The following is a 25,629-nucleotide window of genomic DNA, read 5'->3' as shown; positions in this document are numbered from 1 at the left end:
CATCCGAGGGGGTGAGGCCTGCTGCCGAGGGGCGGTAGGTGGCGGTCCAGTGGGCTTCACCCGGCTGGGTGACCCGCAGCAACGAGCACCTGCTCCCACGTCACCCGCCGAGGACTGCCCATGCGGTCGGTCGTCGCCAGGCTGGCGATGGCGCGGCTGTAGTCGGAGCGCCCCAGCTCGTCGCCGAAGCGGTCGAGGACGATGAGTGCTCGCGGGCGGGCGAGGCCTCCGAGGGCCTCCCGGACGCTGTTCATCAACTCGACGCTGAGCGCGTCGAGCGGGTCGTTGCCACTGCGCGGCTGCGGCTCGGGGATCTGCTGCTCGGCGCCGCGCGCCAGGGTCACGGCGGCCACCAGGGTGCGGCCGAGCTCCGGGTCCTTGGTCCAGGTCACGGCGGCACGGTCGACGAAGGGGTGCTCGGTGAGCACCTCGGTCACCTCGCGCAGCGAGACCAGCTGACCGGAGATCGAGACCACCTCGTCGGTGCGGCCCAGGTAGGTCGGCTCGCCACCGGGTGCGCGCTCGGCCGAGTCGCCGGTCGCATACAGGCCCGGGTGGCGGGTCCAGTGGTGGTCGATCACCTCGGGGTGATCGCCTTCGACGCCGACCATGGTCCCGGCCACCGGGCGGCGCAGCACGACCTCACCGACCTCGCCCTCCTCCACCGGGTCACCGTGGGCGTCGACGATGTCCAGCCCGCAGTCCGGCAGCGGGTGGTCGGTGTCCAGCCCAGTGATGCGGACGATGCCGCCCAGCTCCAGCTGGCCCCAGGCGTCACCGAGCTCGAGGTCGGCCTCGCCGAAGGCCTCCTTGATCCAGGCGGACAGCTCGGGTTCGACCGGCTCCCCGGCGGTCACCACCCGGCGCAGGCTGGGCAGGGAGTCGAGGTTGGGCAGCTCGCGGGCCCAGCCGCGCACCGTGCGCATCACCGAGGGGCGGGTGAGCAGCACCTCGACGCCGTAGCGGCGCACGATGTCCCACACCCGCCGGTGGTCGGGGACGTCGAGGGTGCCCTCATACATCACCGCGGTCCCGCCACAGGCCAGCGGTCCGTAGATCCCGTGGAACTGGGTGACCGCCCAGGACACCTCGCCCGCGCACCAGAACGCTCCGCCGGTGGCCAGCGCGCGGTGCACCCCGACCGCGCCGGCCAGGGTCTGCCCGGTCCCGTGCACGATGGAGACGGGCCTGCCGCCGCGCGTCGCCAGGGCGACGGTCGCGACCGGATGATCTGCGGGCAGGGCGACCGGATCCGCGTCCGCGGGCTCCTGCCCGGGTCGGCTCGCCGCCAGTATGTCGTGGAGCCAGCGATCTCCTTCGAACCAGTTGACGTCCATGCCGGTGCGGCGGACGACCACCGTGTGCTCGATGCTGTCGGTCGCGAGCATCGCCTCGTCGGCGCGGGCCTTGAGGGGCAGGACCGAGCCGTGCCGCCAGGCGCCGTCCTGGGTGAAGAGGACCTTGAGGTCCAGCTCGGAGAGCCGGTCGGCCAGCGGGTCGGCGGGCAGGGGAGCGGGGAGGACGGTGTGGATGGCGCCGATCCGGGCGCAGGCGAGCATCGCCACCACCGTCTCGGGCAGCCACCCCAGGTGCAGGCCCACGCGGTCCCCGACCCCGACGCCCATGGCGACCAGCGCCCGGGTGAGCGCGGTCACCTGCTCGTGCAACTCGGCATACGTCAGGGTTCGGCGGTCGCCGGGCTCGCCCTCCCAGTGGATGGCGACCTGGTCGGCGCGCTCGGGCAGCCAGCGGTCGATGCAGGTGACGGACAGGTTGACGGTGGCGCCCTCCAGCCAGTTGCCGGAGCGCGGGCCCGGGCTCCAGAGGCGCGTGGGCGGGGTGAGCAGGCCGATGGCGTCGACGATCTGCCCCCAGCCCTCCTCGGGCGGGTCGGTCAGGCCGGGCACCTGGGTGGGGCTCTGGTCAGGCATGGCCCAACGTCCTTCCAGCTGCGCGGGCGGTGCGCGAGAGATGCGCGGCGACCTGGGCGACCCGCTCCTCATCCTCGATCGAGTCGACATTGGCCGACAGGGCCGCGACGGTCACGCCCTGGCCGTCCACGATCGGCACCGCCACCTCGGCCGGCAGCATCGGGTCCTCGGGGAGCACGGCCAGGTGGTCGGCGGCGGCCCAGGTCGTGCGCTCGTCCCCGACCCGGTCGCCCAGCCCGGCGGGGGCCATCTCCAACGCCCGCTTCCACTCCTCGTCGTCGGCGTGCGCGAGCAGGAGGCGGCCACCGGCGGACTCGAGCGCGGTGTGCACGCGGTGCGTCCCGCGGTAGGCGCCGCGATCACCCCCGTCGACGCGATCGACATACACGACCTCGCCGCGGACCAGGGTCTGGACGTGGATGGTGCTGCCGAGCTGGTCGCGCAACTGGGCGAGATAGGGGGCGAGCGCGCCGAGCAGCGGCAGACGGGAGAGGTAGTGGTGGGAGAGGCGGGTGAGCTCGGGGCCCAGTCCGTAGCGCGAGGAGCGCGGGTCCTGGACGACGAGGTCGGCGAGGACGAGGGAGCGCAGCAGGCGGTGGACCGTGGGGACCGACATCGCGCTGCGCTCGGCCAGGTCTGTGAGCTGCTGATAGGCCGGTCCCTGGCTGAGCAGCTCCAGGAGCTGGACGGCGTTGCGGACGGTCCCCAGCCCGCCCCGGCCAGAGGCCGCTGTCTCGCTCGTCATGGAGCCATCTTCCACCACGAGGCAGAGGGATGCCAATACGCGTCATAACATTCCGGTCACAAACCCTTGCTTTTCAGATAGTGAAACCCTAGTGTCACTTCTGGGCGACCTGCTCGCCCGTGGTTCACCGTCGAACGCACCGCAGAGTGGAGACCAGTTGTGCTCACCCGCGCTTATCAGCACTCGCTGAACGGCAGCAGCCGACCCGAAGGGCTGCCGCTGCTTGAGGTCGACAACATCGCCCTGCGCTTCGGGGGCGTCAAGGCGCTCACCGATGTGTCCTTCTCGGTCACGCAGGGCCACGTGCACGCGATCATCGGGCCCAACGGCGCCGGCAAGTCCTCGCTGCTCAACTGCATCTCGGGGATCTACCACCCCCAGCAGGGGCAGATCCGCCTCCACACCGGTGGCAGAGAGCGGGACGGCAAGCCCGTCCCCGAGGGGCAGCACACCCTGACCAAGCTGCCCCCGCACCGGATCGCCCGCCTCGGCGTCGCACGCTCCTTCCAGAACATCGAGCTGTTCTCCCACCTGTCGGTGCTGGAGAACCTGATGCTCGGCCGGCACATCCACATGAAGCACTCGGTGCTGGCCTCGATGCTGTGGTTCGGCCCGGCGCAGAAGCAGGAGATCGAGCACCGGCACCTCGTCGAGGAGGTCATCGACCTGCTCCAGCTGCAGGCGGTCCGGCACAACCCGGTCGGCTCGCTGGCCTACGGCGTGCAGAAGCGGGTCGAGCTCGGCCGGGCGCTGTGCCTGCAGCCGGCCCTGCTCCTCCTCGATGAGCCGATGGCGGGCATGAACGCCGAGGAGAAGGAGGACATGGCCCGCTACATCCTCGACGTGCACGAGCTCGCCGGGGTCAGCGTGGTGCTGATCGAGCACGACATGAACGTCGTCATGGACATCTCCACCCGCGTCAGCGTCCTGGACTTCGGCCGGTTGATCGCCGACGGGACGCCGGATGAGGTCAAGGTCGACCCCGCCGTCATCGAGGCCTATCTCGGCGCGGACGAGATGGACGAGGCCGTCCAGGAGGCCCTCGCCCACCAGGAGGAGCACGTGCGCGAGGAGCGCGCACGGGAGGAGGAGAGCCGTGGCTGAGCGCACCGCCGACACCTTCCCGAGGCTGCTCGTCGACCTGGCCGCGAACCGGCCCGACGACGTGGCGATGCAGGAGAAGCGCTACGGCATCTGGCAGCCGCTGACCTGGAAGGGCTATGCCGACCGCGTCCGCGACACCGCCCACGGGCTGGCTGCCCTCGGCGTCGAGCGCGGCGACATCGTCGCGGTGCTGGGCGACAACCGACCCGAGTGGTTGATCGCCGAGCTGGCCGCGCAGAGCATCGGCGCCGCCGTGGTCGGCATCTACCCGACCTCGATCGGGGATGAGCTGCGCCACATCCTCACGCTGTCCCGCGCGCGGGTCGTCGTCGCCGAGGACCAGGAGCAGGTCGACAAGTTGCTGCGCCTGGGCCAGCTGGAGGCCGCGCGCCGCGAGGAGCTGGCCGCCTCCGGTCAGGAGCCCGATGCCGACGAGCTCCCGCTGCGCATCGAGCACGTCGTCTTCTACGACCCGCACGGCCTGGAGCAGTACGACCACCCGTGGCTGATGGACTTCACCGAGCTCGAGGCCACGGGCCGGGAGTGGGGCGAGGGCCACGAGGGCTGGTACGACCAGCAGGTCGCCGCCGGGGACGCCGGTGACATCGCGATCATCTGCACCACCTCGGGCACCACCTCCAAGCCCAAGCTGGGGGAGCTGTCCCACCAGAACCTGCTGGCCATGGCCGACAACCTCACCGAGGTCGACCCGGTCACCAAGGACTTCCGCTACGTCTCCTTCCTGCCCTTCGCCTGGATCGGTGAGCAGATGCTCGCCGTCGCCTGCGGTCTGTCCCGCGGCCTGACGATCTCCTTCCCCGAGGACGCCGCCACCCAGCGCGCCGACCTGCGCGAGATCGGCCCGGACGTGATGTTCGCCCCGCCCCGGATCTGGGAGTCGATGCTCTCCGAGGTCCAGGTCCGCATCGACGAGGCCGGTCGCCTCAAGCGCGGTGTCTTCGGGTGGGGGTATGACGTGGGAGACAAGGCCGCCCGCGCCCGGGTCCAGGGCAAGAAGGGTGGCAACGCGGCCATCCGCTTCCTCGCCGACCAGGTCGCGACCCGCCCCGTCCGTGACCAGCTCGGCCTGGCCCGGATCCGGCGCGCCTACACCGGTGGCGCCCCGCTCGGCCCGGACGTCTTCCGCTTCTTCCACGCCATCGGCGTCAACCTCAAGCAGATCTACGGCCAGACCGAGATCTGCGGCATCGCGGTCGTGCACCGCGACGACGACATCGCCTTCAACACCGTCGGCGTCCCGATCCCCGGCACCGACCTGCGGATCAGCGACGACGGCGAGATCCTGCTGCGCTCTGCCTCGGTCTTCCGTGGTTATCACCGCCAGCCCGAGGAGACGGCGAAGACGGTTGATCAGGAGGGGTGGCTGCATACAGGGGACGCGGGCTATCTGGACGAGGACGACCACCTGGTCGTCATCGACCGCCAGAAGGACGTCCTGACTGCCCCCGACGGCAGCCGCTACTCCAGCGCCTTCATCGAGAACAAGCTGAAGTTCAGCCCCTACGTCGAGGAGGCCGTGGTCTTCGGGCCCAAGGAGGCCGGCCAGGGGATGACGGCGATGATCACCATCGACCCCGGCACCGTCGGCTCCTGGGCCGAGCACGAGCGGCTCACGTACACGACATACACGGACCTGGCCGGCAAACCCGAGGTCTATGACCTGCTCGCCGAGGAGTTCACCCGGGCCAACGAGGACCTGCCCGAGGCGATCCGCGTCAAGCGCTTCCTGCTGCTGCACAAGCAGCTCGACCCCGACGACGACGAGATCACGCGCACGAGGAAGGTCCGGCGCAATGTCATCGATGAGCGCTATGCCGACATCATCGACGCCCTGCGCCGGGGCGATGACCGGGTGAGCATCTCCTCCCGGATCACCTACCAGGACGGCAGCAGCGTGCTGCGCGAGCTGGACCTGGACATCTTCGACCTGACCACCTACGAGATCCCCGCTGGTCGGGGTCGACGTCCCGTCTGGAGTGGCCGCCGATGAGCACTTTTATCAACCTCCTGGCCTACGGCCTGGCCGACGGCGCGATCCTGGCGCTCGCCGCGCTCGGCTTCGTGCTGATCTTCAAGGCCACGGGCGTCATCAACTTCGCCCAGGGCGAGTTCCTGCTCGTCGGCGCCTACATGTTCTACACGGCCTTCGTGATCTTCCAGCTGCCGCTGGTGGCCGCGGTCGTGATCGGCGTCATCGTCGCCACGATCATCGGTGTGCTCGTGGAGCGGCTGATCCTGCGGCCGATGATCGGCGAAAACCCGATCAGCATCATCATGGTCACGATCGGGCTGTCCTCGCTGCTCAAGGGCCTGGTGCAGATGTTCTACGGCCCGCAGCCGCGGTCGATGCCGCCGATCCTGCCGCGCGGCTCGATCAGCTTCCTCGGCACCACGCTGCCGATCAACCGGCTGGTGATCATCCTGGTCGCGGCGATCGTGCTGACCGTCTTCACGATCTTCTTCCAGCGCTCGCGGCACGGCATCGCGATGCGGGCGGTGGCCGATGACCAGCAGGCGGCGATGACCGTGGGCATCTCGGTGCGGCGGATCTTCGCGCTCTCCTGGGCGCTGGCCGCGGTGAGCGCGCTCATCGCCGGTGTCCTGCTCGCCGACGTCACCGCGGTCGACATGAACCTGGCGGCCTTCGGGCTGATGGTCTTCCCGGTCGTGATCCTCGGCGGCCTGGACTCCGTGCCCGGCACGATCGTCGGCGGTCTGACGATCGGGCTCCTCAAGCAGTTCACGGCCGGCTATCTAGATCCCGGCCTGGCCACCGTCGTCCCGTATGTCGTGCTCGTCGTGATCCTCCTGGTCCGGCCCTACGGCATCTTCGGCGAGACCCGGATCGAGAGGGTGTGACCCATGGCTGCCACCGCCACCGGTATTCACCACCGCAGCTATGAGTCCGAGCTGCGCCCCCGCGCCACCCGGGCGGAGTACTTCCGCCTCGCTCTGATGGCCGTGCTGCTGGTCGTCGTGCCCTTCGTGCTCGACAACTACTGGCTCTCGGTCGCCAACGGCATCCTGATCGCCGTCATCGGCGCGGTCGGGCTGAACATCCTGGTCGGCTACACCGGGCAGATCTCGCTGGGTCAGGGCGGCTTCCTCGCCGTCGGCGCCTACACCTCGGTGATCCTGTCCGACCGGATGGGGCTGCCCGTCCCGATCTCGATCCTGATCGCGGTCCTGATGACCGCGGTGGTCGGCACCTTCTTCGGGTTGCCGGGCCTGCGGCTCAAAGGTCTCTATCTGGCGATCGCCACCCTGGCCAGCCAGCAGATCATCGAGTTCATCATCCGGCGCTGGGGCTGGCTGACCGAGGGTCGCGGCTATATCAACGTCGACCGCCTCGAGGTCGCCGGCTTCCGGGTGGACCGGGCCATCTTCGAGCAGACCTGGTACTGGATCCTGCTGCCGATCACGGTGCTGGCGGTGCTCGCCGCCCGCAACCTGTTCCGCACCGGGCTCGGCCGCTCCTTCATGGCCGTCCGGGACCAGGACATCGCCGCCGAGGCCATCGGCGTCAACCTGACCCGCGCCAAGCTGACCGCCTTCGCCGTGTCGTCGGCCTTCGTCGGCCTGGCCGGTGCGCTGATGGCGCACTACAACGAGATCGTCACCTGGGAGCGGTTCACCCTGGACATCTCGATCCTCTACCTGGCGATGATCATCGTCGGGGGTCTGGGCAGCATCCAGGGAGCCGTCTACGGCGCGATCTTCATGACCCTGCTGCCCGTCCTGATCCGGGAAGTCGCCGACCAGCTCCGCGGCCCGATGCCCTTCCTGTCGGCACAGCTGCCGGCGCTGCAGGTCGCGGCCTTCGGTCTGGTCATCATCGTCTTCCTGATCTTCGAGCCACGCGGGCTGGCCCGCCTCTGGCAACGGCTGAAGGACTACGTCCGCTTCTGGCCCTTCCGCTACTGACCCGGGCGCCGCCCGCGAACTCACCCCACCGGCGCCTGCGCCACACCACCAAGGAGAAGCACATGAGCACCACCCGCACCTATCTCGGCCGGACCTTCGCCCTCGCCGCAGCTGCGGCCCTGACCCTGTCCGCCTGCGGCAACAACGGCGGTGGCGGCAGCGATGACGACAGCCCGATCGGGGTCGGCATCATCGCCGACCTGACCGGCGCGACCGGCGACGTCGGCACCCCCTACAACAAGGGCATGCTCGCCTACATCGACTGGCTCAACGGCGAGGGCGGCATCGAGGGCCGCGAGATCGACGCCCGCTCCAACGACTACGCCTACGAGGTCCCGCAGGCCGAGGACCTCTACCGGCAGTACGTCAACGCCGGCGTCGTCGCGATCCAGGGCTGGGGCACCGGTGACACCGAGGCCCTCGAGGGTCGCGTCGCCGACGACGAGCTGCCCTTCATGTCCGGCTCCTTCGCCGAGTCCCTCGTCGACCCGAGTGAAACGCCATACAACTTCGTGGTCGCCCCGACCTACTCCGACCAGATGCGCGTCGCGCTCAACTGGATCAACGAGGACTCCGGCGGTGACGCCGAGGTCGCCGTCTTCCACCACGACAGCCCGTTCGGCCAGGCGCCCGTCGCCGACGGTGAGGCGTGGGTGGAGGAGCAGGGCTACGACCTGGGCTACCAGTCCTACGCGATGCCCGCCGGCACCCCGAACTATGTCGGTCAGCTCAGCCAGGCCCGCTCCCAGGGCGCTGAGTACATCGTGATCCAGAACGTCGGTTCGCCGGCCGCCCAGGTGGCCCGCGACATCGAGGAGCAGGGGCTGGACATGAAGATCGTCTGCCTCAACTGGTGCGCGCACGAGGGCTTCATCACCGCGGCCGGCTCCGCGGCCGAGGGCCACATGCTGATCCAGCCCTTCGCTCCGCTGACCTCCGACAAGCCGGGCCACGAGAACATCAAGGCCTACATGGAGGAGAACAACGTCTCCGAGAGCGACGTCACCGTCTCCTACGTGCAGGGCTGGGCGGTCATGGACGTCATGGCCCAGGGCATGCGGAAGGTGCTCGAGGACGGCGATGAGCTGGACGGCGCGGCGCTGAAGGAGGCGCTGGAGACCATGGGCGCGATCGACACCGGCGGCCTGATCGGCACCGGCGAGGTCGAGTTCAGCGGCGACTCCCACCGCGGCACCAGCGCCAGCGGCATCTACACCGTCGAGAACGGCGAGATGGTCGAGGTCGAGGCGGGCGCCACGCCATGAGCACCCCGGTGACCGAAGCCGAGCCGACGGCACCCGCCGGGCAGGGCCGCCCGCTGCTCGAGCTCAACAACGTCGAGGTGATCTACGACGACGTGATCCTCGTGCTGCGCGGCCTGTCCCTGCAGGTGCCCCAGGGCAAGGTGGTGGCGCTGCTCGGCTCCAACGGGGCCGGCAAGTCCACCACCCTCAAGGCGGTCTCCGGACTGCTGCCCAGCGAGCACGGCGAGGTCACCGACGGGACGATCCTCTTCGATGGGCAGGACGTCACCCGGATGGACCCGCCCGAGCGGGTCAAGAACGGGATGAGCCTGTGCATGGAGGGCCGGCACGTGTTCCCGCACCTCACGGTGCACGAGAACCTGATCGCCGGTGCCTACACGCAGAAGGACACGGCCGACGACCTGGCCCAGGTCTACGAGTTCTTCCCCAAGTTGGCCGATATGCGGGCCCGGATCGCGGGATACCTGTCCGGTGGCGAGCAGCAGATGCTCGCCATCGGGCGGGCCCTGATGGCCCGGCCGCGGCTGCTCATGCTGGACGAGCCGTCGCTGGGGCTGGCACCGCTGCTGGTCGAGGAGATCTTCGGCTGGATCAAGCGGCTCAACACCGAGCACGGGCTGACCGTGCTGGTCATCGAGCAGAACGCCCGGCGCGCCCTGGAGATCGCCGATCACGGCTACATCATGGAGCAGGGTCGGATCGTGCTCGAGGGCCCCGCGGCCGAGCTGCGGGAGAACCCGGACGTCAAGGAGTTCTACCTCGGCCTGGGTGATGAGGGCAGCCGGAAGAGCTATCGGGACGTCAAGCACTACCGGCGCCGCAAGCGCTGGCTCTGACCCCACCCACGTCCGCTACCGCATACCCCTAAACGCTTGGAAAGAGGACCCATGTCGATCGAGGCTGCCCTGAGACAGCGGGCCGAGCGGCTCGCCCCGGCGCTGGCCGAGGTGGTGCGCGGCGCCGCCGAGCGCGTGCCCGGCTTCGCCGCCCGGCTCGCCGAGGCGGGCACGGACGTCGATGAGGTATGCGGTTCGCCGTCCTTAAGTGCACTACCGGTGCTGTCCAAGGACGAGCTGGTGGAGCGCCAGCAGGCCGACCCGCCGCACGGGGGCCTGCTGGCCCCGGACGCGCAGGTGGCCCGCTGGTTCCAGTCCCCGGGGCCGCTGTATGAGCCCCAGCTGGTCGGGGCCGACTGGCGCTGGGGGCAGGCGCTGGGCGACCTCGGCGTGGGGGAGGGCGACATCGTCCTCAACTGCTTCGGCTACCACCTCTCCCCGGCGGGGGCGATGTTCGAGCAGGGGGCGCACGCGGTGGGGGCCTCGGTGGTCGCCGGCGGCATCGGCAACCAGGAGCTGCAGGCCCGCGCTATCGCCGACCTGGGTGTGACCGCCTACACCGGGCTGCCGTCCTACCTCAAGGCCCTGGTCGAGCACTACGACAAGGCCGGGCTGCCGGCGGACCGCTGGCGGCTGGAGCGGGCGCTGGTGACGGCCGAGCCGCTGCCGGACTCGCTGCGCGAGGTGCTCATGGAGCGGGTCCCCCACGTGCGGATGGCCTACGGCACCGGCGAGACCGGGCTGCTGGCCTGGGAGCCGGCCGACGAGGAGCCCGGCAACGGCCTGGTGCTGGCCGAGGGCGTGGACGTGCAGGTGTGCGCGATCGGCACCGGGGAGCCGCTCACCGACGGCACCGAGGGCGAGGTGGTCGTCACCCTCTTCCGCGAGGACTACCCCCTTATCCGCTTCGGCACCGGCGACCTGTCCGCCTGGATGCTCGGACCGGACGGCTCCCCGCGCCTGAAGGGGGTCCTGGGCCGGGTCGGGGCCGCGGTCAAGGTCAAGGGGATGTTCCTGCACCCGCGCCAGGTGACCTCGGTGATGGAGGGCGCTCCCGGCGTGCGGGACTGCCGTTTCGTCATCGACCGCGCCGACCACGTCGACCAGCTCACCTGCCTGGTCGTGGCCGACGGCTCCGTCGCCCCCGAGCAGCTGGCCTCCTCGCTGGCGACCCGGATCCGGGAGGGCCTGCGCTTCCGCACCGAGGTCCAGGTCGTCGACGACCTCGGCGAGGGCGAGGGGCCGATGGTCGACCGGCGCGACTGGAGCTGAGCCGCATACCCTGGGGCCGTCCCCTGCCCCAGAAACGGATGGATCCTCCGGCGATGTCGATCGTGAAGTCGCTGCGCACCCAGGTGTGGCACCTGCGCAAGGGTGGCGTGGCCCAGTGGCGCACGCACCGGGCCCGCGCCCGCCTGCCGCGGCTTGCGCCGGCGGCCAGGGCCGAACCGGCAACGGCGATCCCGGCCTGGGAGCTGCCCCAGCGTCCCCCGCGGCGCTCACTGCGGGTCGGGATCATCGCCGACGAGTTCACCCGCTTGTGCCTGCAGTTCGAGTGGGACCAGCTGGAGCTGGGCCGCACCACCTGGCGGGAGCAGCTGGCCGACCGGCCGATCGAGCTCCTCTTCGTCGAGTCGGCGTGGAACGGCAACTCCGGGTCGTGGCAGTACGCCCTCACCGGCTCCAAAGCGCCCTGGCCCGAGCTGAGGGAGTTGGTGGCCCACTGCCGCGAGCACGGCATCCCGACGGTCTTCTGGAACAAGGAGGACCCGGTCCACTTCGAGGACTTCCTGGACACGGCGGCCCTCTTCGACCACGTGCTCACCACCGAGGCCGGCAAGGTCCCTGAGTATGTGGAGCGGCTGGGCCACGACCGGGTCGCCACGATGCCGTTCGCGGCCGCGTCCTGGATCCACAACCCGGTCCGGTTGCGGGCCGGGGCCTCCCGGGACATCGCCTTCGGGGGGATGTACTACCGTCACCGCTTCCCGGAGCGGCGCGAGCAGATGGACCTCCTGCTCGGCGCGGCCAGGGACGTCTCGCCGCGGATGGAGCGTGGGCTGGAGATCTTCTCGCGATTCCTGGGCACCGACGAGCGCTACCAGTTCCCCGACGAGCTGGCCGACCGCGTCCTCGGCGAGCTGTCCTACCGGCAGATGCTCACCGCCTACCGCGACTACAAGGTCTTCCTCAACGTCTCCTCCGTGCCGGAGAGCCGCACGATGTGCCCCCGCCGGCTCTTCGAGATCAGCGCCTGCGCCACCCCGGTGGTGTCCACCCCGACGCCGGCGATCGAGGCGGTCTTCGGCCCCGAGGAGATGGTGACCGTCACCGAGCCGCAGGAGGCCCGCTGGGCGCTGCGGGCCCTGGTCCGCAACGACCAGTGGCGCGAGCGGCTGGCCCACCGGGCCGCCCGCACGGTGCTCTCGGAGCACACCTACCGCCACCGCGTCGACGACCTCCTGACGAGGGTCGGCCTGGAGCGGCACCGCAGCACCGAGCCGACGGTGTCGGTCGTCTGCTCCACCAACCGCCCCGGGCAGCTCGACCACGTCCTGGTCGGCGTCGCGGCCCAGCTCGAGGTAGACCCGCAGCTGGTCCTGGTGACGCACGGCTTCAGCGCCCCGGGGGACCTGCCTGCCAAGGCGGCCGCGCTGGGCCTGGGGGACCTCGTGGTCGTCGAGGCCGACTCCGGGCTGACCCTGGGGGAGTGCCTCAACCTGGGCATCGCTCGCGCCGACGGTGAGCTGGTCGCCAAGCTCGACGACGACGACCTGTACGGCCCGCACTACCTCGCTGACCAGCGCCGGGCCCTGGACTACTCCGGCGCCCAGGTGGTCGGCAAGCAGGCGCACCACATGCTGCTGGAGGGCAGCGGAGCCCTGATGGTCCGCTTCCCCGAGCGCGAGCACCGCTTCACCGACCTGGTGATGGGCCCGACGTTGCTCATGCCGCGCTCGGTCGGGACGGAGGTCCGGTTCGGCGCGCGCACCCGCGGCGAGGACACCGACTTCTTGGGACGTGTGATTCGGTCCGGTGGCCGGATCTATTCGTCGGACCGGTTCAACTTCATCCAGGTCCGTCGATCCACCGGCCACACCTGGGACGCCAGCGACCTGGAGCTGCTGGCCAACGGGCAAGTCATCTCCTACGGCACGTCGGAAATGCACGCTTTCGTATGAGGGTCGTGGCGGCGGAGAGAAAGCAAAACGGCGCGCTATAGTCGAGCAGGTTCACCCTTGAAATCACAGAAGGTTGTTATGACTCAGAGCGTTGCGGTGATCGGTCTTGGCTACATCGGCCTGCCGACGGCAGCCATCCTCGCTAGCCACGGCTACAAGGTCCTGGGGGTGGACGTCAACGACAAGCACGTGGATGCGGTCAACCGGGGCGAGGTGCCCTTCGTCGAGCCCGACCTGGGCGCCTACGTCGCCTCGGCGGTCAGCCAGGACCTCCTGTCCGCGCAGAAAGACACCCCCACGGCCGATGTCTACATCATCGCCGTGCCGACGCCCTTCGCCGAGGGCTACAAGGCCGATCTGACCTACATCGACGCCGCGACCGACGAGATCATCCCGCACCTGGAGGGCGGCGAGCTGATCATCCTCGAGTCGACCTCCCCGCCCGGCGCCACCCAGCACGTCGCCGACCGCATCACCGCGGCCCGCCCCGAGCTGACCACCGGCGCCGAGGGTGACCCCACAAACGTTGATGTAGCCCACTGCCCCGAGCGGGTGCTGCCCGGTCGCGTCATGGTCGAGCTGGTCGAGAACGACCGCATCGTGGGGGGTCTGACCAAGCAGGCCGCGGTCCGAGCCAAGGAGCTCTACCAGTCCTTCTGCCGGGCCGAGATCCACCTGACTGATGCGGTCACCGCCGAGATGGCCAAGCTGACGGAGAACTCGTTCCGCGATGTCAACATCGCCTTCGCCAACGAGCTGTCGATCATCGCCGAGAAGCTCGGCATCGACGTCTTCGAGCTCATCGAACTCGCAAACAAGCACCCGCGCGTCAACATCCTGCAGCCCGGCCCCGGTGTCGGCGGTCACTGCATCGCGGTCGACCCGTGGTTCATCGTCTCCTCGGTCCCCGAGCAGGCGCGCATCATCCGCACGGCTCGCGAAGTCAACGACAGCAAGCCGGAGTATGTGATCAACCAGGTCCTCTCCCACATCGAGGGCAAGGACAACCCGGTCATCGCCGCCCTCGGTCTGGCGTTCAAGCCGGACATCGACGACATGCGCGAGTCCCCGGCGCTGGACATCACCAAGCAGCTCGCCGAGCGAGTGCCCGGCGCGACCATCCTGGCCGTCGAGCCCAACGTCGACGAGCTCCCGGCGCAGCTGAATGAGGACAGCAACATCTCCCTGGTCACGCTTGAGGATGCCTTGGAGAAGGCGGATGTCGTGGCTCTCCTGGTTGACCACCGAGAGTTCAAAAGTGCGAACTTCAGGCAGTGGTCGGTGCCGATCGTAGATACACGCGGAGCATGGCGATGAACCCCCCCAACTCAGACGGCTTCGCTAGTCCTGGTCGGTACTGAATGTGATGGACTTTCCACGTGCGTTCCGCGCTCACTTTAACGAGCTCGCTGACGACTTGAAAACCCAGGCCGAAACACTCATATTTTGCCCCTCGCCAGGGAACTGGGGAGATTCAATCATCAATGCAGGCACACGGAGCTTCTTCAGATTCTACGGAATCAAGTATCGCGAGCTGCGTAGGGAATGGCTGTTCGAGCACGACCTTCAGGAGTCCCATGTTGTGATAGGAGGTGGCGGTGGATGGTGCAGCTACTGGCACACAACGCCCGAACTCGTTCTAGCGCTCTTGCCGCACGTCCAACACCTCACAGTCCTACCTACCACCTATGGGGCCGGAGAAACGGAGAACCTAAACAATCCTAAGCTCACCCTCTATGCGCGCGACACGACCTATTCGATGGAGAACCAGCCAACTGCTCGCTTCTGCCACGATATGGCATTCCATTGCACAGATTGGCGGGAGGTGCAACCTTCTCCGAGAGGAAGTCTGAGGGCCTTCCGTGACGACAAGGAGAGTGCGCGGCCGGGAATAGAAGTCCCTGGGAATGAAGACATCAGCCTCATAGGTGACGGATTCACCGACCCAAGGCCGCTATATCATCGGTTGGCGCAACATTCAGAAGTATGGACTGACAGACTTCATCTGGGGATCGCTTCAGCACAACTTGGCATTAATGTGAAACTCTTCCCCAGTGCCTACCCTAAGATCGAATGTGTCTACTCGGCATCTATCGAACAAATATATCCTAACGTATCGCTAGCACAAGATTGTGAAATGCCTCATGGCTAACCGCCCTGACATTTCGGTAATAATCCCCTTCCGGGACCGAGACCCAGCTCGAATTACGATGACAACGATTAGCCTTAGGAGGGCTGTCGGCAGCCTGTGTGCCGAAATCCACGTCGTGGATTGCGGGAGCATCGACAAACATGGCGTCCAAGAGGCAGCGCTAGAGGCTGGGGCGACATACCACAGGTTCGAATCCAACCACTGGACGAAGCCTCGAGCCATGAATACTGGGTTGAGGGCTGCCACGGGTCGGTGGGTCCTCTGCGGCGATGCGGACATGCTCTGGGCGGAGGGTAGCGTAGAACGAGCCGTTACTATGATGGACCATTTACCTCCCGCAACCTTAGCCTTTCAGACTCGCGACCTACCGGCTACACTGACCGAAGAGATCCTCACCGAGCCGGCACGTTCCGCGCAAAGACTGGACGACTACTCTGTTTCCAGCGACCTGCACTCTAGATGGGGTAACGGGGTACTGCTCTTCCCTCGAGAAATGGCCATCTCGGTTGGAGGATATGATGAACGGCTATCGGTCTACGGCGTGGAGGACCTCGACTTCTGCTCCCGCCTCCAAAAAGAGGGGGCTGCGTTCCTGTGGAGCGATCCCTCAATCTCCAAAGTTTACCATGTTTGGCATCAGCCCCTGAGCCAAACGACGAAGACTCGCCCTTGGGCTGCTAGGGCATTGAACAGAAACCGAGCCATATATGGGGATGATAAGAGTGTCGTCCGGAACGTTGTTCAGGGGGGGTTCGGTGCAGGGCCACTGGTGACTGTGGCCATCGCTACACGGGGGCGTCCGGAACTTCTAGAGACGGCCTTGGCTTCGGTTCTGTGCCAGACGGTCCAGGATTTTGAAGTGGTCGTGGTTGAGGATGGCCCTGTGGATGATCGTACTCGGTTGGTGGTGGAGAGTTTCGGGGATGAGCGTTTGAAGTACGTACCCCAGGACTGGGCTGGGATTTCCGCTGCACGGAACCGGGCTCTCGATATGTCCACCGGACGTTTTACCGCGGTCATGGACGATGATGACATCATGCCACCTTGGCGGTTGGAAGCTTCGCTGGGTTCTATTCGCGCAGGGGAACACGGGTGCGTAGGAAGCTTCGTGACGTTCTCGGACTTGTCAGGCGAGTTGGTGTCTTGGCAGGATCCATTTCCCACGCTTTTAGGTGCCTCGATGCGAGGTGGTTTTGCGGGACATCCCACGTGGATGGTGCGGACCGATGTTCTTCGTGCTTTTCGCTATGACGAATCCTTCAGTTCTGCTGTGGACAACAACCTGGCTCTGCGGATGGTTCGTTCAGGCATCAAGCTCAGGCACTCGGGGGAGGTCCTTAATGTCCGGCGTGTGCACGAGGGACAGGTGACGGCCTTGGACTCGGCCTTTCAGGGGCGGGGTGCCAAGTTGAATGCGCGTTGGCTCAGCGCAGGGCTAACTCCTCACGAGATCCAAGAGAACGTGAAGTCGGGACGTGAGTCCCAGATGGCACGGAAGCCGAGCCAAGCTGACCATGATGCTGTGGTGGCGCTGCTACCCGATTCTCTTGTGACGCGCAGGACGGTGCTGATCGCAACCCAGGAGGCCGAGGCCCGGAAGTGGCGTGAGCGTGCTGGGGTCCGGGAGATAGTTGAAGCCAACTTCGACGGTGTGTTCTTCGCTCAGATTACTGTCGACGGACTTACTTGGCGTGAACTGGCAGACGTGCAACGCAGCCCGAACCTTCACATCACGAAATGGGGAGTTCGAGCAGAGGATTCGAAGGAGTCGCCCGAGCTTGGGGACTCAGTTGATCCACTCTGGCGTTCCATCTTCGACCACGTATCTGCGTCCATGGAACTAACTGACGGAGGGGTGTGGTGCGTCTATATCGAGACATTCCACCCGGACGGAGAGATGGGCCAGAATCAGGTGACTATGCGCATTGCGCCAAGGGAGATTGGGGCATGATCCTACTGTCGGCAGTTATACCATTCCGAAACCGCGACCCCCTGCGGCTGCGAGCGGCAATCCAGTCGATAGCAGCGAGCACGACTGTTCCGCACGAGATAATTGTCTCGGATTATGGTTCTGATGATCCCAATATTGCCGAAGATGTGGCGAGTGAGTTCGACGCTCGCGTGGTCTATACTCAAGCTGGGTATTGGTCTAGGTCCGCTTCCCTGAATGCAGGTTTCGCGGCCGCAGGGGGGAAAGTTCTGCTAGGCGCAGACGCAGATATCATTTGGAGTCCGGGCGCTATAGATCAGACGGTACAGAGAATCTTGGCTGATGATCGACACGCCGTTGCCTTTGAGTGCCAATTTATGGGTCCCGACATTACGGTAGATATGGTTCAAGAACGAGACCATGATTGGGCTCTCTATGACCGACACTCGAAGTTGAACCCGAGGTGGGGAGTGGGGATGCTGTTCTTCCCTCGATTCGCCTTTGAGCTGGTTAACGGTTATGAAGCTCGCATGAAGACGTACGGATACGAGGACAATGACTTTTCGAACCGCATTCGAGCAGTCGGTTATCCTATTCACTGGGTCGGCGCGCGGGGTCTTCGCGCGTACCACGTATGGCATGAGCGTCCAGGAATTCTGGCAAAGACGGATCCCGAACTCGCTAAGGAGTATGACGCAAATCGAGTCCTCTTCTTGCATGATAAGAGTGTCGTCCGGAACGTTGTTCAGGGGGGGGTCGGTGCAGGGCCACTGGTGACTGTGGCCATCGCTACACGGGGGCGTCCGGAACTTCTAGAGACGGCCTTGGCTTCGGTTCTGTGCCAGACGGTCCAGGATTTTGAAGTGGTCGTGGTTGAGGATGGCCCTGTGGATGATCGTACTCGGTTGGTGGTGGAGAGTTTCGGGGATGAGCGTTTGAAGTACGTACCCCAGGACTGGGCTGGGATTTCCGCTGCACGGAACCGGGCTCTCGATATGTCCACCGGACGTTTTACCGCGGTCATGGACGATGATGACATCATGCCACCTTGGCGGTTGGAAGCTTCGCTGGGTTCTATTCGCGCAGGGGAACACGGGTGCGTAGGAAGCTTCGTGACGTTCTCGGACTTGTCAGGCGAGTTGGTGTCTTGGCAGGATCCATTTCCCACGCTTTTAGGTGCCTCGATGCGAGGTGGTTTTGCGGGACATCCCAGTGGATGGTGCGGACCGATGTTCTTCGTGCTTTTCGCTATGACGAATCCTTCAGTTCTGCTGTGGACAACAACCTGGCTCTGCGGATGGTTCGTTCAGGCATCAAGCTCAGGCACTCGGGGGAGGTCCTTAATGTCCGGCGTGTGCACGAGGGACAGGTGACGGCCTTGGACTCGGCCTTTCAGGGGCGGGGTGCCAAGTTGAATGCGCGTTGGCTCAGCGCAGGGCTAACTCCTCACGAGATCCAAGAGAACGTGAAGTCGGGACGTGAGTCCCAGATGGCACGGAAGCCGAGCCAAGCTGACCATGATGCTGTGGTGGCGCTGCTACCCGATTCTCTTGTGACGCGCAGGACGGTGCTGATCGCAACCCAGGAGGCCGAGGCCCGGAAGTGGCGTGAGCGTGCTGGGGTCCGGGAGATAGTTGAAGCCAACTTCGACGGTGTGTTCTTCGCTCAGATTACTGTCGACGGACTTACTTGGCGTGAACTGGCAGACGTGCAACGCAGCCCGAACCTTCACATCACGAAATGGGATTCGACCAGTGCTAGTGTCCCGGGGCAAGCTGAGTACTCGACGGCCCGGGCGGTTCGTGCCATAGAGGCTACAGTATCTGCGGTAGCTGTGACAGGCTCGGGCCGAGAAGCAACCTCGGTTGAAGGTCGAGGCTGCGGTGACGCGAGTTTCAACTTCTCAAGAACTTTGGGCGCTGACGGTAACGTGCACCTGGATGTGGTTATGGAAAGGGCAGTAGGGTGAAAGTATCGGTTGCAACGGATCGCTTTCGGCGAACGTCGATGAGGGCATCCCCGGGCGAATATGACGGTTATCCCGCAGTGTCAGATCTCTTCGTGGACGTGTCGCCGATTAAGATGAACAGATTCAGGTCGAGTGTGGCCAGCGCCCTGCCATTTCTGGACTTGAGTAGTGGGCCCCTTGAAACGGCCTCACCGCTGTTCCCGCTTTCTGCGTCTCTCCTCCGAGATCTGTCCAACTTCGACATTACTCCAAGCAATATTGAGTGGCAACCGGCGGATATCCCGACTGGAAGCGGACGTTTGCTGGTATCTGCTGGGCCGAGCGCGAAAGGTGTTCGCGATGAACTAGCCCTAGGTGACCCGGATCTGGCAGAGCTCCGACTGCTGCACTCGGGTAAATTTCATGGGAGCCTCTCAACGACTCGGGACTGCCTTGTTTCGTCGAACATTCCTCTCCTCCTGGAGTTGGCATCATACGCGTCCTACGTGACGGCGCTGGTAGCCGTCGGAACGTTGTTCGCGGAAGATTTCGACGCGCGGGAGTTGTTGATCCCCGTCCGGAGCGTCGAGGGGATTCAAAAGGCCGGCGAACTGGGACGGGTATGTGAGTCTGTCGGTTTGATGCTCAATTTGGTGGAGGTTGACAGTGACGAAGTTTGGTGAATTTCAAAGAATTGGTTTGCCCTTCCCCGCGTCCGAGGCGATGTTTGTAGTTGGGACGGACGGCTCGGGTCTGTCTGAGAAGTCTGTTTTGTTGTGCATCGACTACCCTGAGCCGTACGAAGGTGTCTTCTGGTCGTCAGAGCTGTCCTGCAACTTCGTCTACTTGCCAGGAGCGCGAAGCGGTGTGTCAGAGGTCTCGAAGGCGGTTAAGCTCCCGCCCAATGTTACTAGTTTCGGTTTTAGGTTGACTCCCTGGGGTAGGGGTGGGGGTACTGAGGCGGCGAAGTTGGGATGGATCCGGCTCGAGACGTCTGGGGTCATGGGCGAGGAGCGCCGCGAATACACAGTATCCTTCCAATGGTCACTCTAGACATGGCTGCGCGCCTTTAGTCGTCCCGATGCTTCTCATGGAGGCTCAGCAGACGTTCCTTTATCTCCGTGAATTCGGTCCAGTCCTGTGACGTGTAGGGGTGCAATCCGAAGGTTGCTGCCCTCATATATAGGCTTGGCAGCAGTTCGGCTGGGAAATGTTCGTAAAAGTCAGGGTTGTAGGATTCCATGAATCGAAGCGTCATCCCCTCTACCAGTTCCTGGGTGTCTGGAGAAAGACCCGAAAAGTGTCTACCGGCAGCTAGTTCTCCTAAGTGCTTCAGGATGTAGTAGGTAACGAAGTCATTCGCAAACGTGCTGCCGAATTTGAGGGGGCGCTTTCGAGTGATATCCTTTGGGGATAGGGCGATGTTTAGCCCCAAGCGCTGTGCGACGCCGAGCGTAAGGAGACGTTTGCGGACAGCTTTTTCGTCCTCTGGCGAGGCGAGCGAGTCCAGAGATTTGCGGAGGAGGTGTGGGTATTGTCGGAGAATGATCATGACAGTGCCCACCTCTGTGATCCCGCGGACGTAGTCAGCGCCGATCATCTTGCTGGCTCGGATCAGTGAGAATGTTCCAGGCGGCGGGGGTGTGTTTATGCTAGATGCGAGGATAGAGCCGAAAGAATGGTACTTCGCTGAAGTGTGGTGGCTTGCCAGGAGGGCGCCTATGCTCATGAATGCCCAGCTGTGATTAACTAGAGGGGTGGTTCGTATGTTGGTGCTAATGACCAGGGGCGAGAAATCGTTAAAGAAGTCACGCTCGCGCGCGAAGTGGCCTCCGAAGTCGATTGATACCAGATGTGTGTCGGGGGGCATAAGTGCCAGGGCAGCGAGAGAGTCGAATCCGCCGCTGAAACTGAGGAGATGCCCGGTTCGGGGCTTGTCAGGGATGCTTTCGTTTCCACCTGTCTTAAGGTTAGCCTGCGAAAAACGGGAGATGATTTCGGCCACGTCTTGCTGCACCGGGAAGTTTAGGTCGATTGATTGGTAAGCCTGGCCGCATAAAGCAGCGGCCGCTAGGCCAACATAGGAAGTGGGTACCCTCATAGGTTCGCTGAACTTGAAGTGCAGTGGGTGGTCCACCGTAGGCGTCTGGGCTTGGAGCGTTATTTCGGTGGTCGTGTGTCGGTCTAAAGAGAATGCAATGTGGTTCAATGAGATCCTGCCTATACGTCGTCGTGGGAAGTGGAAGGCGTCAGGAGTCCTAGGAGTGCTTGCGTCGTTCTTGTGAGGGAATGCTTTGCGAGGAGGTTCTGGGCTCCCTCGGGGTTTCCCATGTTCCTGATACTTTGGGCGATTTCTGCTAAGTCTGAGTGCAGCCACTGATGCGGGTAAATGTTATCCGCTCCCGGCCATGTTAGTAGTACCGGATATGCGCCCGAGGCGACACCGTCCGCGATACTGTAGTGGAAGGACTCGTGATCGCTAAGTGAAAGCACGATCCCAACATTCTGGAACCAACTGTCCATGTCGTTGCCGTGCCGGTCCCAGATAACGGAGCCGTGGTGTCTCCTGTTAAGGAATTTGATTCGTGCCGTCAGTCTTTCGTAATACGCTGATTCTTCCGCATTGTCTCTGAGCCATGGATAGTGCTCGGGTCGGTGGCCCTTGATGCGCAGTATATAGCGGTTATCGTGGAGACGTAGTCTCTCGAGGAGGTCGAGAGCGAGGTCTGGCCGTTTTGATTTTGGGATGGCTCCAACGAGGCCAAGCGTGTGTGCCGCAACAGGGTGCTTGGGGAGTCGCATTCTCTCGGCATCTACGCCGTTTGGGATCAGGGAAGACTTTTGTCTGGTGATTCCATGGCTGGAAACGGCGGATTCCATCACGGTTTGGCCCACGAAGACGAAGTGGTCTACTCGGTCGTGAGCGATCTGGCGTAGGTAGGGGCCGCGAAGTTCCTGGGCGTGGACGCGCACGATGAGTCGCTGGTGAGGCTGGAGGTGGTGGGAGTACCAGACCGCGTTGCCAAGGCCCCATTCGCAGAAGACGACGTCGGCATCCTGTAAGAGTTGCCTAGAGGTCGTTTCGTCGTGCTGGTTGTGACCTTGCCACTTGTCAATGGTGACGGTGGCACCAGCGGCTTTGGCCGCATCGATGAGATGTCCGGCGAACTTTAGATCGTGTCCGGCGATGAGAAGCCGGGTCCCCTCGAGGGAGGGCACCCCATCGTCTGGGACTTCCGGATCGTGCTGGCTCGGAGGGCGGGTGCTTGTCCGGGAGACTTCGACTCCCTCGAGGTTATGGGCAGCGTGGTTCGTCAAGACGGTGCCGTTGACTGGAGCAGATATGCCTGAAGGACGGGCATATGGCAAATCGCCGGGCTCGCCTTCGTCAAGAGAGACCCATGCCCAGTCCCTCCAGGAGAGGGCATGGAGAAGGTCTTCGGCAGTAGTCCGGTCGGGTCGCGAGCCGAAGCGGACCACCTGGTCAGATGGGCCATCGCTGGGGTCGTCCGTGAGGACTGTCACCTGATTGCCTAGGTGCTGCCGTGCTTCGTCGAGACTTTCCACAGGGACGTAGAGCACTTCGGGGAGGACGCTTTGTGCGGCCACTGCGTCCAGCATGGCCGGGGTGGTGTCATCCACTACAGCGGCGTAGGGAGGGAGGCCCGTAGCGGTGACAGGGACGCCGGCTGTGCGGGCCACGATCGTCAGAGCGGTAGCGGCCGTGTGAGACCGCAGGACCGTGCGCATCTGGAGCCAGGCTTCCTGGCGGCGAGCCTCAGGGTCCTTCGTCCAGGCTCGGAGCCAGGCCCGCCAGTCCTGGGGGTTGTCAGAGCAGGCGATGGCCGACCCAAAGGTCTCGGTGATGCCTCGACCTGGAGCACTAAGGACAATGGCGCCACTGGCTGCGACCTCCACGACCCTGCGGGAGAACATGGAGGGAGAGTCCGCGACGGAGTTGACGTTGAGATTGGCTGTGTGCGCCTTGTAGGCGTCCAGTACCTGCGCGTAGGGGAGTGCACCGACGACGTGCCGCTGGAGGTGCGCGGGGAAACCATAGGGGGAGTCTGGGTTGTCGGCCTGGCGGTCGTAGATGGTGAGTCCGAAAGGAGCGGCTTCGGTGAGAAGACGCGCGAGCTCCTCGCTGCGTTGCGGAAATCGGTCCCCATAGAAGGTCCCTGCGTAGCTGGTGCCGCCACGGAACTCCATGGTGCCCGGCAGGGGGTTGTGGATCGAAGGCGCGGCATAGAAGGGCAGGGCGGAGGCGGTTTGCGTGTGCTCCGCCGCAGCCAGGTAGCGGGGAATCATGTTGGCGTCAGTGGTGAAGACGTGGTCGCACTGCGCTGCGGCACGCACGAACCTGTCGAAGTGGACCGGGTCCTCCTTGTTCCAGAAGACCGTGGGGATCCCCCGGTCCCGGCATTCATCCACCAGGGCCTGGAAGTCCGCGTGCTCCTCGGTCGAGTAGTAGCCGACGCCTCGGTGCCACTCCCCGTGGTTGTCCCAGGCGGACTCGATGAACACAAGGTGGGGCTGCACCTCGTCGAGCTGAGCCGGCCAGGTCGTGCGCCCGAGCGAGGTCACCTGGACCTCCGCTGCCAACGTCCGTGTCGTGAACTCGTCAGCGACGACAGCCACACGTAGGTCCGAGAGGCGCAAGGACTCAGTTGCTGAGTCCGCGTAGTGCCGCGCCGCCGCCCGGTGCGCAGCCAGCGCATCTTCTCCCAGTGCCGCCCAGGACCGCTCCTGCCTGATCCACCTCCGGGCGTGGCGACCGAGTGCCCGGCGGACGTCGGCATCCTCCAGCAGAGGGGCGAGCGCGTCGGCGAGGGCGGTCGCGTCGTCGGAGGCGTGGAGGACGGCGCGCTTGCCGTCCTCACCGGCGATCGAGCGGTTCGGAGCGACGTCCGAGAGGACCACCGCCCGGGCTGTCGACATGGCCTCAAGCGGCTTCAGCGGGGAGACCAGCTCGGTGATCAGCGTCGAGCGACGGGGACACACCACCACGTCGAGGCTGCTGAGCAGGGCAGGGATGGCGCCGGAGGGTAGGCGGCCGAGGAAGGTGACGTGGTCGAGCCCCTGTTCGGACGCCGTCCGCCGCAGATCTTGCTCGACCGGGCCGGACCCCGCCAGCACGACATTGTGAGGGATGCCGCGCTCCACCAAGATCTGGGAGGCCTGCAACAGGAGGTCGAGGCCTTCGTAGGCGACCATGCTGCCGGCGAAGCCGATGGCCGGCAGCTCGCTCCCTTCGGCAGGGGAGCGGCCGAACCTCTTGCGGAGCTCGAGGTCCGGGTAGAGCGGCATGAACTGATCGGGATCCACGCCATTGGGCAGGAGCGAGATCCGGTCCTCGTCGACACCTCGACGGACGAGCTCCGCCGCCACCTCTGCGGTGATGGCCAGCACATGGTCGGCCTCGCGAGCGACCAGCGTTTCCAGTGTCTTGGTGATCCGGAAGCGGTCGCTCTCGTCCCATCCCGGCTTACCGGAGGCTTCGGTGAGCTCCCAGAGACCGCGGACCTCGTAGACGAACGGGAGACCCAGCCGTCGTGCTGCGATGAGGGCCGCCAGGCCCGTGCGGTAGTTCGACGCGGCCTGGATCATCGAGGGCCGGTAGAGGCGGGCCTCCCGCACGAAGGCATCTGCCATCTGCTGGATCACGTGGTCATGCGGGTCCCGGCCCTCGTGGGGCCCCGGTAGGTGGACGTAGTCGATGTCCGACAGAGTGGTGACGCTGCGCTTCAGCTCGGGTGCACGGCTGTCGGTGCGGGCGTCCCAGGGATAGCCGGCGCGGGCGACGACGCGCACCTCCACGCCCTGTGCCGTCAGCGCTGCCGCGACTCCCCTGGTCCGGGTCGAGTAGCCGTTGGAGTTGTAGACGGGCGTGGAGTGCACGCAGTACATCAGCCGATCGCGCTCGGCGATGTAGGCGATGCCAGGGGATCGCTTCGGGATCCAGTTAGCCACATCCTCGAGACGCCGGGCGCCTCGGATGCGGCCTGCGATGGCGGCGACCGAACCGGTCAGGCCATCGGCGAGGTCGGGCCATGCCTGGAGGAGGGCGGCTGGTTCGTCGATGAGGCCGTGCGTGAACCAGGCCCTGTTGACGACGTGCCCCAGCGCCTCGGTGCTGGGGCGGGTGTCGAGCCGAAGCTTGAGCTCGTCGTAGGTGCACTCCGATGGTTTCTTCTCCCAGAGCGTCTTGTCCTCCGACGACGGTGGTGTCTCTGGTGTGACGAGGGCGGGCTGAGCCTCGGCGCCCGACGAGCCGGGGCGGTTCGTCCCGAAGTTGCGGATCGGTGCCAGCGGCCTGGTCAGAGCCCTGCTGAGACGGATGGCGCGGGACCGGCGCAAGCGGGCCAGGTCAGCCTTGAGCCGCCGGTTCTCCACCCGGTAGGCGTCCAGGGCCGCGTTCGCGGTCCCGAGTCGCCGGGTCAGTGCAGGCCTGGCCTCGGCATCCTTGCGGATCCTGCCCAGCTCGGACCGCAGAGCGTCGGCCTCGGCCCGGAGGAGCCTTTCCTTCCCGCGGAGCGCCAAGAGCTCGGTGTAGAGGCCCTCCGGGTCCTCGGTGACCTCGGCCTTCACCTG

Annotated in this window: 16 protein-coding genes and 1 pseudogene; 13 read left to right on the top strand and 4 right to left on the bottom strand. The window is 65.4% G+C overall.

Translation table 11 applies throughout. From position 1 onward, the window contains the following. Positions 1 to 56: 56 nt before the first annotated feature. Entirely contained in the window at positions 57 to 1,931 is a 1,875-nt protein-coding gene (locus tag ACQBAT_RS14010; RefSeq protein WP_420747964.1) for an acyl-CoA synthetase, read from the bottom strand. Further along, entirely contained in the window at positions 1,924 to 2,676 is a 753-nt protein-coding gene (locus tag ACQBAT_RS14005; protein WP_420747965.1) for an IclR family transcriptional regulator, read from the bottom strand. The genes ACQBAT_RS14010 and ACQBAT_RS14005 overlap by 8 nt, the downstream gene beginning before the upstream one ends. A gap of 159 nt (positions 2,677 to 2,835) precedes the next feature. Here ACQBAT_RS14005 and ACQBAT_RS14000 point away from each other — a divergent pair, with 159 nt between their 5' ends. The 13 genes and pseudogenes from ACQBAT_RS14000 (at position 2,836) to ACQBAT_RS13940 (ending at position 19,721) form a co-directional block, all read left to right on the top strand. After that, positions 2,836 to 3,780 (top strand): ABC transporter ATP-binding protein, encoded by a 945-nt coding sequence (locus ACQBAT_RS14000; protein ID WP_420747966.1) that lies wholly within the window; start codon positions 2,836 to 2,838, stop codon positions 3,778 to 3,780. After that, the gene (locus ACQBAT_RS13995) at positions 3,773 to 5,791 is read left to right on the top strand and encodes an AMP-binding protein (protein ID WP_420747967.1); all 2,019 of its coding nucleotides are present in this window, start codon (positions 3,773 to 3,775) and stop codon (positions 5,789 to 5,791) included. The genes ACQBAT_RS14000 and ACQBAT_RS13995 overlap by 8 nt, the downstream gene beginning before the upstream one ends. Continuing rightward, on the top strand, positions 5,788 to 6,660 hold the full coding sequence (locus ACQBAT_RS13990) for a branched-chain amino acid ABC transporter permease (RefSeq protein WP_420747968.1): 873 nt from the start codon (positions 5,788 to 5,790) through the stop codon (positions 6,658 to 6,660). The genes ACQBAT_RS13995 and ACQBAT_RS13990 overlap by 4 nt, the downstream gene beginning before the upstream one ends. A gap of 3 nt (positions 6,661 to 6,663) precedes the next feature. After that, the gene (locus ACQBAT_RS13985; RefSeq protein ID WP_420747969.1) at positions 6,664 to 7,725 is read left to right on the top strand and encodes a branched-chain amino acid ABC transporter permease; all 1,062 of its coding nucleotides are present in this window, start codon (positions 6,664 to 6,666) and stop codon (positions 7,723 to 7,725) included. Between the two features lie 62 nt (positions 7,726 to 7,787). Continuing rightward, a complete protein-coding gene (locus tag ACQBAT_RS13980) occupies positions 7,788 to 8,990 on the top strand; it encodes an ABC transporter substrate-binding protein (protein ID WP_420747970.1) in 1,203 nt (400 codons plus the stop codon). Then, positions 8,987 to 9,826 (top strand): ABC transporter ATP-binding protein, encoded by an 840-nt coding sequence (locus ACQBAT_RS13975; RefSeq protein ID WP_420747971.1) that lies wholly within the window; start codon positions 8,987 to 8,989, stop codon positions 9,824 to 9,826. The genes ACQBAT_RS13980 and ACQBAT_RS13975 overlap by 4 nt, the downstream gene beginning before the upstream one ends. 51 nt (positions 9,827 to 9,877) lie before the next feature. Beyond that, positions 9,878 to 11,098, top strand: a complete 1,221-nt coding sequence (locus tag ACQBAT_RS13970) for a phenylacetate--CoA ligase family protein (protein WP_420747972.1) — start codon at positions 9,878 to 9,880, stop codon at positions 11,096 to 11,098. Positions 11,099 to 11,151: 53 nt separating this feature from the next. Continuing rightward, positions 11,152 to 13,008 (top strand): glycosyltransferase family protein, encoded by a 1,857-nt coding sequence (locus tag ACQBAT_RS13965; RefSeq protein ID WP_420747973.1) that lies wholly within the window; start codon positions 11,152 to 11,154, stop codon positions 13,006 to 13,008. Between the two features lie 78 nt (positions 13,009 to 13,086). Next, positions 13,087 to 14,325 (top strand): UDP-N-acetyl-D-mannosamine dehydrogenase, encoded by a 1,239-nt coding sequence (gene wecC / locus ACQBAT_RS13960; RefSeq protein WP_420747974.1) that lies wholly within the window; start codon positions 13,087 to 13,089, stop codon positions 14,323 to 14,325. An 827-nt stretch (positions 14,326 to 15,152) separates the two neighbouring features. Further along, positions 15,153 to 15,773, top strand: a pseudogene (locus ACQBAT_RS13955) (glycosyltransferase family 2 protein); the annotation flags it as partial. 156 nt (positions 15,774 to 15,929) lie between these two features. Next, positions 15,930 to 17,111, top strand: coding sequence for a glycosyltransferase family 2 protein (locus tag ACQBAT_RS13950; RefSeq protein WP_420747979.1), 1,182 nt, complete (start codon positions 15,930 to 15,932; stop codon positions 17,109 to 17,111). Continuing rightward, a complete protein-coding gene (locus ACQBAT_RS13945) occupies positions 17,108 to 18,463 on the top strand; it encodes a glycosyltransferase (RefSeq protein WP_427197708.1) in 1,356 nt (451 codons plus the stop codon). Before ACQBAT_RS13950 ends, ACQBAT_RS13945 begins: the two co-directional genes overlap by 4 nt. 673 nt (positions 18,464 to 19,136) lie before the next feature. Then, positions 19,137 to 19,721: a hypothetical protein gene (locus ACQBAT_RS13940; protein ID WP_420747454.1), complete on the top strand. Its 585-nt coding sequence runs from the start codon at positions 19,137 to 19,139 to the stop codon at positions 19,719 to 19,721. A gap of 386 nt (positions 19,722 to 20,107) precedes the next feature. On the opposite strand, the gene ACQBAT_RS13935 is transcribed toward ACQBAT_RS13940, so the two are convergent. Then, positions 20,108 to 21,043: a hypothetical protein gene (locus ACQBAT_RS13935; protein WP_420747453.1), complete on the bottom strand. Its 936-nt coding sequence runs from the start codon at positions 21,041 to 21,043 to the stop codon at positions 20,108 to 20,110. A 215-nt stretch (positions 21,044 to 21,258) separates the two neighbouring features. Continuing rightward, complete coding sequence (locus tag ACQBAT_RS13930; protein ID WP_420747452.1) at positions 21,259 to 25,626, bottom strand: glycosyltransferase; 4,368 nt, start codon at positions 25,624 to 25,626, stop codon at positions 21,259 to 21,261. Positions 25,627 to 25,629: the final 3 nt, after the last annotated feature.

Origin of the sequence: Ornithinimicrobium pulveris (assembly GCF_050261105.1) — a bacterium.
In the GTDB taxonomy this organism is placed as follows: domain Bacteria; phylum Actinomycetota; class Actinomycetes; order Actinomycetales; family Dermatophilaceae; genus Ornithinicoccus.
Note: the sequence above shows the minus strand (reverse complement) of the source record. Positions and strands in the feature narration are given on the sequence as shown.

Coding starts and splice junctions, on each gene's coding strand:
- ACQBAT_RS14010 (WP_420747964.1), bottom strand. CDS start 1,931: ATGCCTGACCAGAGCCCCACCCAGGTGCCCGGCCTGACCGACCCGCCC.
- ACQBAT_RS14005 (WP_420747965.1), bottom strand. CDS start 2,676: ATGACGAGCGAGACAGCGGCCTCTGGCCGGGGCGGGCTGGGGACCGTC.
- ACQBAT_RS13990 (WP_420747968.1), top strand. CDS start 5,788: ATGAGCACTTTTATCAACCTCCTGGCCTACGGCCTGGCCGACGGCGCG.
- ACQBAT_RS13985 (WP_420747969.1), top strand. CDS start 6,664: ATGGCTGCCACCGCCACCGGTATTCACCACCGCAGCTATGAGTCCGAG.
- ACQBAT_RS13980 (WP_420747970.1), top strand. CDS start 7,788: ATGAGCACCACCCGCACCTATCTCGGCCGGACCTTCGCCCTCGCCGCA.
- ACQBAT_RS13975 (WP_420747971.1), top strand. CDS start 8,987: ATGAGCACCCCGGTGACCGAAGCCGAGCCGACGGCACCCGCCGGGCAG.
- ACQBAT_RS13970 (WP_420747972.1), top strand. CDS start 9,878: ATGTCGATCGAGGCTGCCCTGAGACAGCGGGCCGAGCGGCTCGCCCCG.
- ACQBAT_RS13965 (WP_420747973.1), top strand. CDS start 11,152: ATGTCGATCGTGAAGTCGCTGCGCACCCAGGTGTGGCACCTGCGCAAG.
- wecC (WP_420747974.1), top strand. CDS start 13,087: ATGACTCAGAGCGTTGCGGTGATCGGTCTTGGCTACATCGGCCTGCCG.
- ACQBAT_RS13945 (WP_427197708.1), top strand. CDS start 17,108: ATGATCCTACTGTCGGCAGTTATACCATTCCGAAACCGCGACCCCCTG.